This window comes from Vibrio sp. 1S139, from assembly GCF_041439475.1.
Classification (GTDB): Bacteria; Pseudomonadota; Gammaproteobacteria; order Enterobacterales; family Vibrionaceae; genus Vibrio; species Vibrio crassostreae_C.
Genome location: NZ_JBGOOD010000053.1, coordinates 15,764 through 33,328 on the forward strand (window position 1 = coordinate 15,764; position 17,565 = coordinate 33,328).

The window sequence follows — 17,565 nt, forward strand, 5'->3', positions numbered from 1 at the left end:
AGTAGCGAGTAGCGAGTAGCGAGTAGCGAGTAGCGAGTAGCGAGTAGCGAGTAGCGAGTAGCGAGTAGATTTTGAAGGGTTGGCGTTTAACGTCAATCCTTTTTTATTGCCTATAACACGGCGTTAGTAGAGATTCCCTACTCCTTCCTTCGTCAGTCTAGGGAATGACGGTTAAATATGAGTTTCGGTTTGTTCCGTCATCCTCCAGAGCGAGGAATGAGCTAATTGGGGATCTCTTACCTGCGAAACTCCAAATAACAGACACAAAAAAGCGGAGCCAAATGGCTCCGCTTTTATCGATAGAATGCAAAAAGAATTACTTCTTAGTAAGCTTCTCTTTAATACGAGCTGACTTACCAGAACGCTCACGTAGGTAGTACAACTTGGCACGACGTACTGCACCACGGCGTTTAACTTCGATGCTATCAACCATTGGAGAGTGAGTTTGGAACGCACGCTCTACGCCTTCACCGTTCGAGATCTTACGAACTGTGAATGCAGAGTGTAGACCACGGTTACGAATAGCGATTACAACGCCTTCGAAAGCCTGTAGACGCTCACGGTCACCTTCTTTTACCTTAACCTGAACTACAACAGTGTCACCTGGTGCGAATTTAGGAAGGTCTGATTTTAGTTGCTCTTCTTCAAGAGCCTTGATGATGTTGCTCATTTGTATAAATTCCTAGAATAAACTGATACTAAATTTAATAGGTTACTGCTTGCTTTTCGTTAAGAGCGTTGCTCTTTAATGAATTCAGCCAGTAATTGTTCCTGTTCGTCAGTCAGAGCTAGGTTTTCCAGGAGTTCTGGTCTTCTTAGCCAAGTTCGGCCCAACGATTGTTTTAATCGCCAGCGACGAATGTCCTTATGGTTTCCAGACTTGAGTACCGATGGTACATCTTTATCGTCTAGCACCTCAGGGCGCGTATAATGGGGACAATCTAGCAAACCATTTGCAAAAGAATCTTCTTCTGCTGAAGCGAAATCTCCAAGTACACCCGGAACAAACCGAGATACTGAATCAATCAGCGTCATGGCTGGCAGTTCGCCACCCGTCATCACAAAATCTCCAATCGACCATTCTTCGTCAACTTCAGATTGAATGATGCGCTCATCTACCCCTTCGTAGCGACCACAAATAAGAAGTAAATTCTCGTTTGTTGCCAGCTCTTCAACACCTTTCTGGTCGAGTTTACGACCTTGAGGTGAAAGATAGATAACTTTCGTCTTTCCCGGTGCTGCTTGCTTGGCCGTTGTGATAGCGTCGCGCAAAGGCTGAACCATCATTAACATGCCAGGACCACCACCGTAAGGTCTGTCATCAACAGTGCGATGTTTATCATGAGTGAAATCACGAGGATTCCATGTCTCAATAGATAAAAGACCTTTTTTAACCGCTTGACCTGTTACTCCAAAATCAGTAACAGAACGGAACATTTCAGGAAAAAGGCTAATAATGCCAACCCACATGTGTTCTCTCGCTCTGTAATTTGGAGTTAGAATCCAGGATCCCAGTCAACTTCGATCCGGCGAGCTTCGCGATCAACTTTCTTGATCACTTGCTCTTCAAGGTACGGTACTAACCGTTCCTTTTGGCCAAAAGCATCTTTAAGATTTGCTTTGATTACTAGAACATCGTTCGAGCCAGTTTCTAATAGGTCAGTGACCTCACCAAGGTCGTAACCTTTAGTGGTAAAAACTTGCATACCGAACAATTCGCGCCAGTAGAATTCATCTTCTGACAATTCAGGTAACGAAGCAGGGTCAATAGCAATTTCAAAGTTAGTCATCAGTTGCGCGTCTTCACGAACATCTAATCCCGCTAGCTTACATACATAACCTTGGCCATGACGTTTCCAGCTCTCAACTTTGTACTCAACCCACTTACCCTTTAGGTTTAAATACCAAGGGCTGTAATCAAATATGCTTTCAGCATTGTCTGTGTAGGAGAACACTTTAAGCCAGCCACGAATACCATAGGTAGACCCAAGTTTACCCATGACAATTCTATTGTTTTGCTCGCTCATAGTTTCTTTACCCTTCATCGACATAAGCTATTTCTCTTTAAAAAAGAATTAAGCCGCTTTTTGAGCGTCTTTAACTAGCTTAGCTACACGATCAGATAGAGATGCGCCTTGACCAACCCAGTGGTTAACACGATCTAGGTCTAGACGTAGACCTTCTTCTTGACCTTGAGCAGTAGGGTTAAAGAAACCTACTTTCTCGATGAAACGGCCAGTTGCAGCGTTACGGCTATCCGCAACTACGATTTGATAAAATGGGCGCTTCTTTGCACCGTGACGTGCCAAACGAATGGTTACCATGTCGTCCTCTTTGCTTTCTTAATAAAATAATTAACCCCAAGTATAAGTAAATAGCTTGGGGTCTCGTGCCAAATTAAAGCCCCGGAATTTTACTCTTATTCCGGTGCAATGCAAGGGCTTTAGCTATTTTTTCACCAACATAGCTGCCGTACACTTTCTGTGACACGGCTAACACTATGAAAAGTAACGTAGCTAAAGCTTACATTTGTAGATTATCGACCAAACGGGTTAAAGCCACCACCCATTCCGCCCATACCTCCACCGCCGCCCATCATGCCTTGCATGTTGCGCATCATGCCTTTCATGCCACCTTTCTGCATCTTCTTCATCATCTTCTGCATTTGGGTGAACTGCTTAAGCATACGGTTTACATCTTGTACCTGTGTACCAGAACCAGCGGCAATACGCTTTTTGCGTGAGCCTTTGATTAAGTCAGGGCGTTGACGCTCTTTCATGGTCATAGAGTTGATGATCGCTTCCATCTGCTTGAACATCTTGTCATCAACTTTATCTTTAACGTTATCTGGTAGCTGAGACATGCCTGGAAGCTTATCCATCATGCCCATCATGCCGCCCATGTTTTGCATCTGACCTAGTTGTTCACGGAAGTCTTCAAGGTCAAAGCCTTTCTTCTCTTTGAACTTCTTAGCCAGTTTCTCTGCTTTCTCGGTATCAACGTTTTTCTGTAGGTCTTCAATAAGAGACAGTACGTCGCCCATACCTAAGATACGAGAAGCAACACGATCTGGGTGGAACGGTTCTAGTGCGTCAGTCTTTTCACCAACACCCAAGAATTTAATCGGCTTGCCTGTGATATGACGAACAGACAGAGCAGCACCACCACGCGCATCACCATCAACTTTCGTCAAGATAACACCGGTTAGTGGTAGCGCATCACCAAAGGCTTTTGCAGTGTTCGCAGCATCTTGACCTGTCATTGCATCAACAACGAACAGTGTCTCGACTGGTTTAATTGCAGTATGAAGCTCTTTGATCTCGCCCATCATCTCTTCATCGATAGCCAAACGACCCGCAGTATCGACAAGTAGCACGTCGTAGAATTTCTTCTTCGCGTGGTCGATTGCAGCGTTTGCAATATCAAGAGGTTTTTGATCAGCTGAAGATGGGAAGAAGTCTACGCCAACATCGCTTGCTAACGTTTCAAGCTGTTTGATTGCCGCTGGACGGTAAACGTCGGCAGACACAACCAAGACTTTCTTCTTGTCACGCTCAGTTAGAAGCTTAGATAGCTTACCTACCGATGTGGTTTTACCCGCACCTTGTAGACCCGCCATTAAGATAACGGCTGGCGGCTGCGCTGCTAGGTTAAGAGCCTCGTTAGACTCACCCATCACCGCTTCAAGTTCAGCTTGAACGATCTTAATGAATTCTTGACCAGGCGTTAGAGATTTAGAAACCTCAACACCCACAGCGCCTTCTTTTACGCGCTTAACAAAATCGCGGACAACGGGCAGTGCAACGTCGGCTTCAAGTAGCGCCATACGTACTTCACGCAGCGTCTCTTTAATATTGTCTTCGGTCAGACGACCTTTACCGCTGATGTTCTTCAGCGTTTTGGATAGACGATCCGTTAAATTATCAAACATAGTTTTCTCTTCGCTCAAAACTGCGACTATTACTGTGAGTATACATTAGCGCGGATTAGAGTCATACCCGTTGTAGAGCGTTAATCATCCGTGCTTGTGATGTGAGACATTATTCACTTGGAATTGAATGAGGTTCGCCATAGCCCCAAAGAGCGATGCGAGGTATAATTCGCCAATTAGTAATCATTAAAATGGATACCATGGACAGTCTTATTGCGATCGCAGCAGCCTTTCTTTATACAATGGCGATTTCCACGATCATTCCAGGTCTCGTGCACCAAACAGGAATCCGTGTAAAAACGGTGTTTATCAGCGCATTACTTGCTCTAGCTTTCCATGCTTGGTTGCTTGGCGATTTGATTTTTAATGCCAGTGGCCAAAACCTCAGTATCTTGAACGTTGCTTCATTAATCAGTTTAATCATATCTGTGGTAATGAGCGGTGCAATGCTCAAAACCCGCTTGTGGTTCATCTTGCCTGTTGTTTATAGTTTCGCAGCGCTTAACCTCATGGCAGCAACGTTTCTTCCAAGTACCTTCATCAAACATCTAGAGAATGACCCGAAACTGCTCGTACACATCTCTTTGGCCTTGTTCTCATACGCGACGCTGACTATCGGTGCGTTATACGCCTTGCAACTCGCGTGGCTTGATCACAAGCTTAAAAAGAAAAAAGCCTTAGTGATTAACCCTAACCTACCTCCTTTAATGATGGTAGAGAGACAGCTTTTCAAGATCATTCTGATTGGTAATGGTTTATTAACGGGTACTTTGCTGACTGGCCTTATCTTCGTACAAGATATGTTTGCTCAAGGAAAGGCGCACAAAGCGGTGTTGTCTTTTATCGCTTGGGTTATCTACTCCATCCTTTTATGGGGTCACTACCAAAAAGGGTGGCGTGGACAGAAAGTCACTTGGTTCGCACTTGCGGGCGCCAGCATGCTCACATTAGCCTACTTCGGTAGCCGCTTCGTTCAGGAAATCATCCTGAACTAGTCTGTAAAATAAAGGCAAGGTCTCACACCTTGCCTTTAAAATATTGAGTCCGTTAGATTCAATTGACATCTCGACCATGTTCGGTCATAAATTAATCAAGATACACAAATAGGAAAAGAATAGTTTTGGACGACATATCAACGGGTATCTTATTTGCGCTACTCGCGTGTCTCATTGTAATTTCTGGTTATTTCTCTGGTTCCGAAACGGGCATGATGTCCTTGAACCGCTACCGTTTAAAGCACTTGGCCAATACGGGTCATAAAGGTGCCAAACGCGTAGAAAAACTTCTGAACCGCCCAGACAGATTGATTGGCCTCATTCTCATCGGCAACAATCTCGTCAACATTCTTGCATCTGCGATCGCTACTATTCTTGGTATGCGCATCTACGGGGATATCGGTGTGGCTATCGCTACCGGTACCCTAACTCTCGTGATCCTCGTATTCGCCGAGGTAACACCAAAAACCATCGCTTCTCTATTTCCTGAACGTGTCTCTTACGCGAGCAGTATCCTTTTGATGATACTGATGAAGGTGCTGTCACCATTGGTGATCTTAGTGAACTTCATTACCAACGGCTTCATTCGTATCTTAGGCGTTAAAGCCAGCCATGATGCAACCGACCACTTGAGTTCAGAAGAACTTAGAACCGTGGTAAATGAAGCCGGTAGCTTAATCCCTCAACGTCACCAAGATATGTTGGTGTCTATTCTGGATTTAGAGCACGTCACCGTGAACGACATCATGGTGCCGCGTAATGAGATAACTGGTATCGACATCAATGACGACTGGAAATCGATTGTTCGCCAACTGACCCACTCTCCTCATGGTCGTGTGGTTCTCTACCGTGACCAGATAGATGAAGTGGTTGGTATGCTTAGGCTGCGTGAAGCTTACCGTCTGATGCTTGAAAAGAACGAATTCAATAAAGAAACCCTGTTGCGTGCCGCGGATGAGATCTACTTTATTCCTGAAGCGACACCACTCAATATTCAACTGCTTAAGTTTCAACGCAATAAGCAGCGCATCGGTTTGATTGTTGATGAGTATGGCGACATCAATGGTTTGGTTACATTAGAAGATATTCTAGAAGAGATCGTAGGTGAGTTTACCACCTCAATCACCCCAAGCTTATCTGAAGAGATTACTCCGCAAAGCGATGGCAGCTTCTTGATTGAAGGCAGTGCCAATATCCGAGATATCAACAAAGGCTTACAGTGGGCACTGCCTACCGATGGCCCAAGAACGCTGAATGGTTTGATACTGGAACACCTTGAAGATATTCCAGAGAGTCACCTCAGTGTTCAGGTAGCCAGCCACCCAATGGAAATTGTTGAGCTTGAAGAGAACCGCATCAAACTGGTTCGCGTGTTCCCACAGATCGTGAACGGCTAACTGAGTTATCACTGAATCTCTGTCTCGCCCTAAAATACGTTGACGAAAAAGGCCCGGTTCATTGAACCGGGCCTTTTAGTATCTAACTCGCCCTATCTAGGGTAGCTATCAATGACTAGTCGATCTTAAGCTCTTGCAGCATAGACTCTGGCAGTGCCAGTTCATCATTCTTGTTTACAGAGATGCCTGCAGCGATGATCGCATTCGCGATCTCTTTCGCTTCATCCAAAGAGTGCATTGCCGCGGTACCACATTGGTATTCGTTCAGCTCAGGGATCTTATTCTGGTTCTCAACTTTCAGTACGTCTTGCATCGCTGCCAACCAACCGTCAGCCACTTGTTGTTCTGTAGGCGTACCAATCAGGCTCATGTAGAAACCAGTGCGACAGCCCATCGGTGAGATATCGATGATCTCTACATCTGAACCGTTCAATTGATTACGCATGAAACCAGCATATAGGTGCTCTAGAGTATGGATACCTTTCTCAGATAGGATGTCTTTGTTTGGCGCAGTAAAACGCAGGTCAAACACAGTGATGGTATCCCCTTTTGGGGTTTGCATTGTTTTAGCAACACGAACGGCAGGTGCGTTCATGCGTGTGTGATCAACAGTGAAACTATCTAATAAAGGCATTGCTCTTCTCCATGACGGCTGGCTTTAGAAAAACCAGCTTCGATTGTCTTCTAGTTCTTTGCGGCACTGTTTCAGCTGCCATCCATAATCTTTTGCTTGCTGTTCGACTTTGCGCGCCACCTTAATTAGCGATGGCTTGCTGTTGTATGACTTGCGCTTATAACCACCACGGCCTTCATGATAAGCCAGGTATTGGTTATATGGGTCCCATAGTGAGATGCCCAATTGACGACGCGTCTCGCTGGTATACCAACCGATGAACATCAATGCATCATCAAAGTTGGTTCTTGAACCACCGTTATTGGTCGCCTTTTGGAAGTCTTCCCAAGCAGGATCTTGAGCTTGTGCATAACCGTAGGCACTGCTTACACGCCCCCACGGTATAAAGCCAAGAATGTAATCTTTAGGTGGGCGCGCATCATGACGATAGCTACTCTCTTGTTTCACAAAAGCCATCGCAACGTTAATCGGCGTTCCCCATTCTTCTTGCATATCCAAGGCATCTTCATACCATGAAGGGTGCTCTCGAAAGATGCTACACAAATTATCTTGCTGCTTTGGCGGTGGCGTTGCACATCCAACCAACAGGCTAGAGACAACACCAACAGTCACTACAGGTAACCATTTACTACTCACTCGAGTAGGCTGACCTAATAAGGCTTGCTTCCTTTCCACCAAAGTCTCGCTATGCTTTTAAATACGAAAAATAATCCGCTAAGAAGCTATCAAAATCTTGAGTGCTTGCTTCTTCACTTTGTTGCTGAGCAATCACAGAACGTTGAACTTCTGCTTCCATCAACTCAGCTGAATATACTTTGTATTGGTGCGCTTTGTGTTGCTGAGCGTACGTTTTACCTAACGCGCAACCCACTTTACCTAAGCCGCCCAATTTTTTGGTCTCTTCTAGCAACTGGCCAGAAATAGTTAGCTCAGGGTTATCAATCCAAGCCTCAAGCGTATCGCATGTTTCTTGGTATGCACGACCACCTTGTTCAGCGTCCATCATCTCGGCAATAGAGCGCAGATCTTTGAAGACACGCTTCGCCCAATCTTGCAGAGACAATCGCTCACCATGACAACCGATTTGCAGCTCTAGACCAACCTGACGACCTTGTAGGATCACCTTGTTCCAGTTATCGCGCCAGCATTCAAGCTCGCAGTTATCCATCTCAGCAGAGTCCGTTAGCACACTCCACGTTAGGAATAAGTCTAGGAAGCGAACCTGCTGCTCATTGATACCAATTGAGCTGAATGGGTTTACATCTAAAGAACGAACCTCGATGTACTCAACACCTCCGCGAGCCAATGCTTCAGATGGTTTCTCACCACTCTTCGCCACACGCTTAGGGCGGATTGGAGCGTAAAGCTCATTTTCAATTTGCAGTACGTTGCTATTCAACTGACGGTATTCACCATCAACCTTAGTGCCAATCTCGGCAAATTCTTCTGATGGTGTGCGAATCGCTTGATTCAAACCTTCAAGGTATTGGTCTAGGCTGTTGAAACCAATCTTCAACACACTTTGCGCACTGTTCGTGTAGCCAAGGTCGCTCAGGCGCAGTGCCGTTGCTTTTGGCAGATACAGTGTCTCGCCAATCTTTTCAAAAGGCAGGCTTGTCTCTCTTCCTTTTATGAAAGAAGAACATAGCGCAGGTGAAGCACCGAAGAAGTATGGGATTAACCAACCAAAGCGGTAGTAGTTACGAATCAAACCGAAGTAAGCATCTGACTTAGATTCACAACGCGCTTCTTCAGTTTGCTCTCCAAACAGGCTATCCCAAAAGCTTTCTGGGAAAGAGAAGTTGAAGTGAACACCAGAGATAATCTGCATCAGGCTACCGTAACGACGTTTTAGGCCTTCACGATATAGGGTCTTCATCTTACCGTTATTCGAGGTGCCGTATTGCGCTAGCTGAATGTAACCTTCACTGCCAACGTAACAAGGCATAGAAAGCGGCCATAGTTTTTCGCCGTCTAACTTGGTTTGCGTGAAGTGGTGGATATCAGACAACTGATTCAAAAGCGTCGGAACGTCGTTAGAAACAGGCGTGATAAATTCCAGTAGCGACTCAGAGAAATCGGTCGTTACCCATTCGTTCATCAACGCAGATCCCAAAGCCTCAGGGTGCGGCCCAGTAGCAAGGTGCCCATCTTCCGTGTAGCGTAATGTTTCCCTTTCAACACCACGACCAAATTGAGAGAAGGTCTTAGGGTTGGTTGCAACTTGCTTTAGTCGCGCAGCAAAATCAGTCAAAATTCAGTTCACTTATCTTATATTGTTCTGATTAGAACTATCATAAATTAGGTTGGAGGAGAAAAGTAGAGTCTCTTCCCTCCCCCTTTAATGTGTACTCTAACGAATGATTTCAAGCTCTTCTATTGGAATATCTAACTTTTCTAATTGCGGGCGAAGCGAAGTCGCGTCACCAACAACGATTATTTGATAATCATTCGGGTCAAACCATTTCTTAGATAGCTCGTTTAAGGTCTCTTTTGAAACCGTTTCAACTATCTGATTACGCTGTTGTAGGTAATCTTCATCAAGGCTCAATGCAACAATATTACTCAACAACCCCGCCTTTTGACTTGGCGTTTCGTATTTAAGTGCATCTTGTTGACCGACGGCAAGGCGCATAAATTTCACCTCTTCGTCAGTTAATCCACTTTGGCTAAACTCATTCAGCTCATTAATAAACTCTTGAATCGATGGAACCGTCGCATTCGCCCTTACCTGCGCGCTAAATACCACTGCGCCAGTTTCACGAGTACTTGCGAAGTAACCGCTTGCACCGTAAGTGTAGGCTTTGTCTTCACGTAGGTTCTGGTTGATACGGCTATTGAAGTTGCCCGCTAAGTTAAAGTTAGCTAACTGGCTCAAATACAATTCACCCGTTGCATCAAACGGCAGGCCTTTACGAACCAAGCGAACAATGCTTTGCGGCGCACCCGGTTTATCGACTAAGTACAGGTGCTGACCAGAAAGCTCTTTGACGATCTGTGGACGCGTTAATGGTGCCGCATCGCCTTGCCACTCTTCAAAGAATTGTAGCTGTTTCCCTACCTCTTTCTTCGAGATGTCTCCCACAACAACAATATTGGCACCTTCTGGTGTGTAATGTTGCGCATAGAATTTTTTCACATCGTCTAAGGTCAATTTCGATAGAGATTCCTTAGTACCATCACTTGCACGAGCAAAAACAGTGTCACCAAACAGCACTTCACGGGTTGCTTGAGAAGCCATCCAACTTGGCTGCTGATGCTGATACACAACGCCTTCTAGCATCTGTTTCTTAACGCGCTCAAAATCTTGCTCATCGAACTTAGGATCGAATAGAATCTCTTGCACAATCGCTAAGGTTTGAGGCAAGTTTTTCTCTAGCGTCGAGACTGAAATATCTGTGGTGTAGCTGCCCGCACTAATGCTCACGCTGCTACCAAGTTTATCTAAGGTCGCTTGTAACTCTTCAACGGTTCGTTTAGTTGAGCCTTCTTCCATCATCGAAGCCGTTAGGTTCGCTAGGCCTTCTTGCCCTTTGCGAACATAGCGTTCGCCTGCAGGCAATTGAATTTGCAGCTGTACTGTCGGCGTTTCACTGGTCACGGTACCAATTAAGTCAGTGCCATTTGCAAAGTGCATGCGGTACAACTCAGGCATGGTCGCCTCAACACCAAAGTTCACTTCTGGCATCACACTGCGATCAAAGGTATCCGGTGCCTTTCTGAAATCCAGTTGATCTTCCGTCACCTTGCTGTATTCCGGCAACGTACGTGGTGGCGTGGTAAAGGTCGCTTCACGAACCGCCAAATCGAGCTTTTTCTTAGGAACCACACTCAAGGTAACCTTGTGCTTACCTTCGATGAAATCTTGGTATGCCTTGCTCACGCTCTCAGGCGTCACCGCTCGGATTTGATCGAGTTGTGATTCAATGCGATCAGGCTGACCATAGAAGGTTTGGTTCGACGCGAGTTGCGACACCTTACCTTTAACGCTTTGCAATGCAAAAACAGCATTCGCTTCGGCCATGCCAGTGATCTGGTCTAAACGCTCTTGCTCAACGCCCTCTTTCGAGAATTGCTCCAGGGTATCCATCAGCTCTTTATTGAGAACCGTCAAATCGCCTTTTTCACCTGAGTTGCCCATTGCATACACGTACATGGTACACGCCAACTCAGCACAATCATGGAAAGAGCCAGCGCTGACGGCCTTCTGCGTTTTTACGAGGTTTTGATATAGGTAACTGTTGGTACCTGAACCTAACACGTTAGACAATGCATTCAGTGAAGCTTGCGTCTCTTCACCGCGATACGTTGTTGGCCACCCCACCAGCACCATCGGCTGACGAATATTGTCTTCTAAGGTGATGTATTTATCTTCTGTTAGAACAGCAGGTTGCTTCTCTGCCGCCTTCACTTCAGGGCCTTGAGGAATTGAACCAAAGTACTTGTTAACCCATTCTAGCGTGTCATCAACGTCGATATCACCACCAATCGTTAACACGGCATTGTTTGGGCCGTACCAACGCAGGAAGAACGCTTTAAGATCATTCACGTCAACACGGTCAAGATCTTCAACATAGCCGATTGGTTGCCAAGAGTAAGGGTGACCTTCAGGGTAAAGCGCTTCGCCCATGCGTTCCCACATCAAGCCGTAAGGACGATTTTCGTAGCTCTGCGCTCGCTCGTTCTTGACCGTGCCTCTTTGAACCTCAAATTTCTTCTGAGAAACAGCATCCAACAAGAAGCCCATTCGGTCTGATTCTAACCACAACATTTTCTCAAGTTGGTTAGAAGGAACAGTTTCAAAATAGTTGGTGCGGTCACGGTTGGTCGTGCCGTTTAACGAGCCACCCGCTTCGGTAATGATCTTAAAGTGCTGTTGGTCACCAACGTTCTCTGAACCCTGGAACATCATGTGCTCAAAGAAGTGAGCAAATCCCGACTTGCCTATCTCTTCACGTGCTGAACCGACGTGATAAGTTACATCAACATGCACCAACGGATCGGAATCATCAGGGGAAAGAATAACTGTCAGACCGTTTTCAAGCTGATACTTGGTGTAAGGAATCACTACTTTATCTTTAGAGGGCTTAACCTCTTCTAACAGAGTGACACCTTCAGGTAACGAGGAAAAGAAGGGCGTTGAGCTAGGTACATTGTAAGAACAGCCAGCAATGGCGATAAGAGAAAATGTACCAAGTAAAACCTTTTTCATAGGTTCTCCTTAGAAAAAACCGAAGTAGATAGCAGCAAGTAAGCTATAGCGAGCGGCTTTGCCAATCGCTATCAAAATAACGCTAGGGATGAATTTCATTCTTAGCCAACCCGCAGCGAGACACAAAGGGTCACCAATGATCGGTAACCAACTAAATAACAGTGTCCAGTAGCCATAGCGACTCAGCCAAGCCATAGCCTTATGACCATGCTTTTCAGATTGAGTTCGATTAGGCAACCACAAACCAATCCAATAGTTAGTCAGGCCGCCTAAGGTATTGCCTAATGTCGCCACTAGAATGATCGATGAGGTTGAAAACTGATCTAAGCTCAATGCAGCCACAAGGCTAGCTTCTGAACCACCGGGGAGTAACGTGGCACTCAAGAAGCCACTAATGAAGAGTACCCACAGCGCCGAGTCCGAGAACCACAGCGCGATATTTTCAAAAAGGGAGTTAAAAAATTCTAACACTGCCTATCAACTTTCTTGCATTTTAAGTAGCACCTTGCCTCTGGTGTGTCCGGTTTCAACCTGCAGGTGCGCCGACTGCGCCTCGTCTAATTGGTAGATACCTTGAATTTCTGTTTTGAGTAATCCGACACTGACCATGTAAAGCATAGTGTCCATTTGCTCAGGGCTTGGTTCAACCAGCATGCCTGATGCAGTAAAACCTAATAGTGTGGCTTTTTCGCAGATAAGTTCTGCAGATAGAGTCGGCACAGTCACGACTCGCGCGTCATCTTTTAGGCACTTCAATGCATCAAGCGCGGTATCGCCGCCGACCAAGTCAATCAACACATCGACATCAGATACTCTTTCTGATGCTGGTGCAAACTTATAGTTAATCGCGTGAGCACCTAGCGTCGCAAGGTAATCAAGGTTGGCTTCGCTGCAGGTTGTGTAAACCTCTGCTTTTGCTGCCACTGCAATTTGAACCGCAAGGTGACCAACGCCGCCCGCGCCCGCCAAGATAAGCACGCGGTCGCCTTCTTTCACTTCGGCTTTGTTGAGCGCTTGTGCCGCTGTTTGACTCGCGAGTGGTAATGCAGCTGCCGCTTCTAGAGTGACAGAATCAGGAACCATACTTAATGCAGCTTCTGGAACACACACATATTGGCTGTAACCGCCACCTTGCAGTGGAAAACCAATAAAGCCAGCCACGTTATCACCAACAGTAAAGCGTTCAGCCTGTTCGCCTAGCGTGACAATTTGCCCTGAAATATCGTAGCCAGGTACCCAAGGCAGGTTATCTTTGTTTTGTGCTGCCGCCCAACCAAGGCCCGCTCGGGTTTTGACATCAATCGGATTAATGCCTGAAAAGGAAACTTTAACCACCACTTCTCCAGCCTTAGGCTCAGGGATCGCACTGGTTTGAATACTTAGGTTTTCGACGCCGCCGAATTGAGTAATCGCAATCTGTTTATTTTCCATTTCCACATTTCCTTGATTGATAAAAGCCCTAGTGAGCAAGCACCCTAATTAATAAAAAGAAAGGGATGCGAAAGCATCCCTTTGACTATAAACCATTTAATAAGGCGAAGTTAACCGCTCATTCGTAAATTGACGACCAATTAACGTAACGATACATGACCCAGCAAATCCACTAGCCCACGAGAGCTAATAGAATACCCGCCGCAACCGCACTACCAAGTACACCGGCTACGTTCGGGCCCATTGCATGCATCAACAAGAAGTTCTGAGGGTTTGCCTCAAGACCAACCTTGTTCACAACACGTGCCGCCATTGGAACCGCCGATACGCCAGCTGCGCCAATCAGTGGGTTGATGTCCTCTTTCGAGAAGCGGTTAAGCACCTTCGCCATCAATACACCACCCGCCGTACCGATACTGAACGCGACCGCACCTAAACCTAGAATACCCAGTGTTTCTAAGTTCAAGAACGTATCCGCTTGAAGCTTAGAACCAACCCCTAGACCTAGGAAAATAGTTACAACGTTAATCAGTTCGTTTTGAGCTGTTTTTGAAAGGCGATCAACCACACCCGCTTCACGCATTAAGTTACCCAAACAGAACATACCAACTAGAGGTGTTGCTGAAGGTAGGAACAAAATCGTCATCAGTAGTACAGCAAGCGGGAAAAGAATCTTCTCGGCTTTGCTAACGTGACGAAGTTGAGCCATCTTAATTTTGCGCTCTTCAGGAGACGTTAACGCTTTCATGATTGGTGGCTGAATGATCGGAACCAAAGCCATGTAGCTATAAGCCGCTACTGCAATGGCACCTAAAAGATCCGGAGATAACTTACTCGCCAAGAAGATCGCAGTTGGGCCATCGGCACCACCAATGATCGCAATTGACGAAGCATCGGCCATCGAGAACTCCATTCCTGGAACGTAGTTCAGCAAGATCGCGCCAAATAGCGTCGCGAAGATACCAAACTGAGCCGCAGCCCCTAGCCACAACGTTTTAGGGTTCGCAATCAACGCACCGAAGTCCGTCATCGCACCAACACCCATAAAGATCAGCAGTGGGAAAATACCTGTCTCAATACCAATGTAGTAGACGTAGTAGAGCAAACCACCTGGATCAGTAAACCCAGCATTTGGAATATTTGCTAATACAGCACCAAAACCAATAGGCAGTAGAAGTAACGGTTCAAATCCTTTACGAATTGCCAAAAACAACAGTAAGCAACCAACCAGCATCATACAGATCTGGCCGAACTCAAAGTTCGCAATCCCTGTTTCAGACCATAAGGTCATCAATCCTTCCATGGTACTCCCTTACGCTAAGCTTAGTAGTGGAGCGCCTACAGTAACTGCATCGCCTTCTTTAACATTCAATTCTTGAACGATACCACCACGAGCAGCACGAACTTCCGTTTCCATCTTCATCGCTTCTAGGATTAGTAGAACGTCGCCTTCAGCAACCTCAGCACCCGCCTGAACGTTTACTTTAAAGATGTTACCCGCCAATGGAGCTGGAACCGCTTCAGCGTCAGACGCTGCTACTGGTGCAGCCTGAGCAGGTTTTGCAGATGGCGCCACCGATGTCAGTTCACCTTGTGGGCCAACTTCAACATCGTAAACTTGACCATCAACCTTCACGCTGTAGCTTTCAATACCACCAGAAGCTTGTACAGGAGCAGCAGCAACTGGAGCCGCAACTTCTAGCGTTGGTGCAGGTTCAAATGCTTCAGGATTACGACGGTTCTTAAGGAACTTAAGACCCACTTGTGGGAAGAGCGCGTAAGTCAGTACATCATCAACCGTATCTTCAGCTAGAGAGATACCCTCTGATTTCGCTTTCTCTAACAGATCCGTCGTTAACGTATCCATTTCAGACTTAAGTAAATCAGCAGGACGACAAGTAATCGGCTCTGCACCGTCTAGAACTTTCGCTTGCAGTTCAGCATCCACTTCAGCAGGAGCTTGACCGTATTCACCTTTCAGTAGACCAGCAGTCTCTTTCGTGATGCTCTTATAGCGTTCGCCCGTTAAGACGTTAATAACCGCTTGAGTACCGACAATCTGAGAAGTTGGTGTTACTAAAGGAATGTAACCAAGCTCTTTACGTACGCGTGGGATCTCTTCTAGAACTTCATCCATGCGATCGGCGGCGCCTTGCTCTTTAAGCTGGCCTTCCATGTTAGTTAACATTCCGCCAGGAACTTGAGCGATTAAGATGCGAGAATCGACACCTTTTAGCTGACCTTCCCATTTCGCGTACTTTTTACGTACATCACGGAAGTAAGCCGCGATGGGTTCGATTTGGTCTAGTTTAAGATTCGTGTCTCGCTCTGTACCTTCTAACATCGCAACAACCGTTTCGGTTGGCGTATGACCGTAAGTGCAGCTCATTGAAGAAATAGCGGTATCTAGAATGTCGATACCCGCTTCAACGGCTTTAACCGCTGTTGCAGTCGATAGACCAGTTGTCGCGTGGCTATGCAGTGCCAGAGGAACGTCACACGATGCTTTGATACGTGTAATCAGCTCTTCTGCTTCATACGGCTTTAATAAACCTGACATATCTTTGATACATAGTGAGTGACAACCTAGGTCCTCTAGGCGCTTAGCCAAATCAACCCAAGTATCTGAATTGTGGACCGGACTGGTTGTGTAAGACAACGTACCTTGAGCGTGGCCACCAACGTCGATCGTTGCTTTCACTGCTTTTTCAAAGTTACGCACGTCATTCATCGCATCAAAGATACGGAATACGTCCATGCCGTTTTTATGGGCACGTTCAACAAATTTTTCTACTACATCATCCGCGTAGTGACGGTAGCCCAATAGGTTTTGACCACGCAGTAGCATCTGCATTGGTGTGTTTGGCATCGCTTTTTTCAGCTCACGCAAACGCTCCCATGGATCCTCGCCAAGAAAACGGATACACGAATCAAACGTCGCGCCGCCCCAAGTCTCAAGTGACCAGTAACCGACTTTATCCAGTTCTGCCGCAATTGGCAGCATATCTTCGATACGCATACGAGTAGCAAATAGTGACTGGTGCGCGTCACGAAGTACCACATCTGTGATAGCTAGTGGTTTAGACATGCTCATAAACTCCTTTTTAATCCTTTAAATACTACTTAGCAGTAGACGCACGGTATTGATGAACCGCGGCCGAAATTGCAGCCACTACCTGTGGACTAACAGCTGAAGGGTTTGATTGTGATTTTTGAATTTTTTTAGGTGCTGCGATCGGCTCTGGTACTTCTTCTGGTACCAGTTTTGACATCAACCGAACGAGGTAAACTAGAATAGTTAGGAAAATAAAGACAACGGACATCCCCGTTATCATTAGAGTCGCCGCATCTCCTAGCAGGCTTCCAATATTAGTCATGTTGCTTCCTTTCTTCGTCATCCTGACATACGTACAGGATTTCAGCGAATAGTGATCCCGACCCATGGATTATCTCGATTGGTAAAAGTTTGTCAATTTTGTTTAAGGTTCTGTTACGGATAACGCACACATAAGGTTAATTATTCGCCTATCAGATCACATAAATCTGTCAAATACGTCATTTTTAGATATTTAAACTGTGACTTAAACGGGGCTTTTCTGGGAATTGATATGAGAAAGGTGGAATAACAAAGAAGCAATCAAGAACTACTTTAAATACAACAAGTTAAACAACGAACAAATTTAACATTGTCGCACCAAATTTGCAGCAGACATAAAAAAAGCCTCGTATAAACGAGGCTTTTTCTAATAATGTGGCGCGCTCTGGAGGATTCGAACCTCCGACCGCCTGGTTCGTAGCCAGGTACTCTATCCAGCTGAGCTAAGAGCGCACGGTTTTAATATCAATTCATTGTTACTAACAACAGATCAATATAAGGATTTCATTCTTATAAGAAAAAAGCCCTAAATAGTGGCGCGTCCTGGAGGATTCGAACCTCCGACCGCCTGGTTCGTAGCCAGGTACTC

Annotated in this window: 16 protein-coding genes and 1 tRNA gene; 2 read left to right on the forward strand and 15 right to left on the reverse strand. The window is 45.9% G+C overall.

From position 1 onward, the window contains the following. Nucleotides 1–316: 316 nt before the first annotated feature. The 5 genes from rplS to ffh form a co-directional block, all read right to left on the reverse strand. The gene (gene rplS / locus ACED46_RS16445) at nt 317–670 is read right to left on the reverse strand and encodes a 50S ribosomal protein L19 (protein WP_004735514.1); all 354 of its coding nucleotides are present in this window, start codon (nt 668–670) and stop codon (nt 317–319) included. 59 nt (nt 671–729) lie between these two features. After that, entirely contained in the window at nt 730–1,470 is a 741-nt protein-coding gene (gene trmD, locus ACED46_RS16450) for a tRNA (guanosine(37)-N1)-methyltransferase TrmD (protein ID WP_017061056.1), read from the reverse strand. A gap of 26 nt (nt 1,471–1,496) precedes the next feature. Further along, the gene (rimM, locus tag ACED46_RS16455) at nt 1,497–2,051 is read right to left on the reverse strand and encodes a ribosome maturation factor RimM (RefSeq protein WP_017063236.1); all 555 of its coding nucleotides are present in this window, start codon (nt 2,049–2,051) and stop codon (nt 1,497–1,499) included. A gap of 24 nt (nt 2,052–2,075) precedes the next feature. Further along, a complete protein-coding gene (gene rpsP, locus ACED46_RS16460) occupies nt 2,076–2,324 on the reverse strand; it encodes a 30S ribosomal protein S16 (protein ID WP_004410028.1) in 249 nt (82 codons plus the stop codon). Between the two features lie 212 nt (nt 2,325–2,536). Then, the gene (ffh, locus tag ACED46_RS16465; protein WP_010435884.1) at nt 2,537–3,931 is read right to left on the reverse strand and encodes a signal recognition particle protein; all 1,395 of its coding nucleotides are present in this window, start codon (nt 3,929–3,931) and stop codon (nt 2,537–2,539) included. Between the two features lie 200 nt (nt 3,932–4,131). Between ffh and ACED46_RS16470 the strand changes: the two genes are divergently transcribed. After that, complete coding sequence (locus ACED46_RS16470) at nt 4,132–4,926, forward strand: inner membrane protein YpjD (RefSeq protein ID WP_019825854.1); 795 nt, start codon at nt 4,132–4,134, stop codon at nt 4,924–4,926. A gap of 125 nt (nt 4,927–5,051) precedes the next feature. Continuing rightward, on the forward strand, nt 5,052–6,323 hold the full coding sequence (locus ACED46_RS16475) for an HlyC/CorC family transporter (protein WP_017063233.1): 1,272 nt from the start codon (nt 5,052–5,054) through the stop codon (nt 6,321–6,323). 115 nt (nt 6,324–6,438) lie between these two features. On the opposite strand, the gene luxS is transcribed toward ACED46_RS16475, so the two are convergent. The 10 genes from luxS to ACED46_RS16525 form a co-directional block, all read right to left on the reverse strand. Beyond that, entirely contained in the window at nt 6,439–6,957 is a 519-nt protein-coding gene (gene luxS / locus ACED46_RS16480) for an S-ribosylhomocysteine lyase (protein WP_017056597.1), read from the reverse strand. Between the two features lie 24 nt (nt 6,958–6,981). Continuing rightward, nucleotides 6,982–7,632 carry a hypothetical protein gene (locus ACED46_RS16485; RefSeq protein WP_017629422.1) on the reverse strand — a complete coding sequence of 217 codons (651 nt, stop codon included), beginning with the start codon at nt 7,630–7,632 and terminating at the stop codon, nt 6,982–6,984. Nucleotides 7,633–7,642: 10 nt separating this feature from the next. Continuing rightward, the gene (gshA, locus tag ACED46_RS16490) at nt 7,643–9,211 is read right to left on the reverse strand and encodes a glutamate--cysteine ligase (protein ID WP_371721928.1); all 1,569 of its coding nucleotides are present in this window, start codon (nt 9,209–9,211) and stop codon (nt 7,643–7,645) included. A 99-nt stretch (nt 9,212–9,310) separates the two neighbouring features. Further along, nucleotides 9,311–12,169, reverse strand: a complete 2,859-nt coding sequence (locus tag ACED46_RS16495) for a M16 family metallopeptidase (protein ID WP_371721929.1) — start codon at nt 12,167–12,169, stop codon at nt 9,311–9,313. 9 nt (nt 12,170–12,178) lie between these two features. Beyond that, complete coding sequence (locus tag ACED46_RS16500) at nt 12,179–12,640, reverse strand: YqaA family protein (RefSeq protein ID WP_017059555.1); 462 nt, start codon at nt 12,638–12,640, stop codon at nt 12,179–12,181. 6 nt (nt 12,641–12,646) lie between these two features. Next, complete coding sequence (locus ACED46_RS16505) at nt 12,647–13,600, reverse strand: NADP-dependent oxidoreductase (RefSeq protein WP_017068869.1); 954 nt, start codon at nt 13,598–13,600, stop codon at nt 12,647–12,649. A gap of 172 nt (nt 13,601–13,772) precedes the next feature. Beyond that, the gene (locus ACED46_RS16510; protein ID WP_019825842.1) at nt 13,773–14,903 is read right to left on the reverse strand and encodes a sodium ion-translocating decarboxylase subunit beta; all 1,131 of its coding nucleotides are present in this window, start codon (nt 14,901–14,903) and stop codon (nt 13,773–13,775) included. A gap of 9 nt (nt 14,904–14,912) precedes the next feature. Further along, nucleotides 14,913–16,688, reverse strand: coding sequence for a sodium-extruding oxaloacetate decarboxylase subunit alpha (oadA, locus tag ACED46_RS16515; RefSeq protein WP_050648005.1), 1,776 nt, complete (start codon nt 16,686–16,688; stop codon nt 14,913–14,915). Nucleotides 16,689–16,719: 31 nt separating this feature from the next. After that, entirely contained in the window at nt 16,720–16,977 is a 258-nt protein-coding gene (locus tag ACED46_RS16520) for an oxaloacetate decarboxylase subunit gamma (RefSeq protein ID WP_004741884.1), read from the reverse strand. Between the two features lie 375 nt (nt 16,978–17,352). Continuing rightward, nucleotides 17,353–17,429: transfer RNA gene (locus tag ACED46_RS16525), tRNA-Arg, on the reverse strand. Nucleotides 17,430–17,565 lie beyond the last annotated feature (136 nt).

What these genes read in the sequence shown, in the direction of transcription:
- ACED46_RS16505 (WP_017068869.1), bottom strand. Translation starts at nt 13,600, where the DNA reads ATGGAAAATAAACAGATTGCGATTACTCAATTCGGCGGCGTCGAAAAC.
- rpsP (WP_004410028.1), bottom strand. Translation starts at nt 2,324, where the DNA reads ATGGTAACCATTCGTTTGGCACGTCACGGTGCAAAGAAGCGCCCATTT.
- luxS (WP_017056597.1), bottom strand. Translation starts at nt 6,957, where the DNA reads ATGCCTTTATTAGATAGTTTCACTGTTGATCACACACGCATGAACGCA.
- trmD (WP_017061056.1), bottom strand. Translation starts at nt 1,470, where the DNA reads ATGTGGGTTGGCATTATTAGCCTTTTTCCTGAAATGTTCCGTTCTGTT.
- ACED46_RS16495 (WP_371721929.1), bottom strand. Translation starts at nt 12,169, where the DNA reads ATGAAAAAGGTTTTACTTGGTACATTTTCTCTTATCGCCATTGCTGGC.
- oadA (WP_050648005.1), bottom strand. Translation starts at nt 16,688, where the DNA reads ATGTCTAAACCACTAGCTATCACAGATGTGGTACTTCGTGACGCGCAC.
- ACED46_RS16470 (WP_019825854.1), top strand. Translation starts at nt 4,132, where the DNA reads ATGGACAGTCTTATTGCGATCGCAGCAGCCTTTCTTTATACAATGGCG.
- rplS (WP_004735514.1), bottom strand. Translation starts at nt 670, where the DNA reads ATGAGCAACATCATCAAGGCTCTTGAAGAAGAGCAACTAAAATCAGAC.
- ACED46_RS16510 (WP_019825842.1), bottom strand. Translation starts at nt 14,903, where the DNA reads ATGGAAGGATTGATGACCTTATGGTCTGAAACAGGGATTGCGAACTTT.
- ffh (WP_010435884.1), bottom strand. Translation starts at nt 3,931, where the DNA reads ATGTTTGATAATTTAACGGATCGTCTATCCAAAACGCTGAAGAACATC.
- rimM (WP_017063236.1), bottom strand. Translation starts at nt 2,051, where the DNA reads ATGTCGATGAAGGGTAAAGAAACTATGAGCGAGCAAAACAATAGAATT.
- ACED46_RS16520 (WP_004741884.1), bottom strand. Translation starts at nt 16,977, where the DNA reads ATGACTAATATTGGAAGCCTGCTAGGAGATGCGGCGACTCTAATGATA.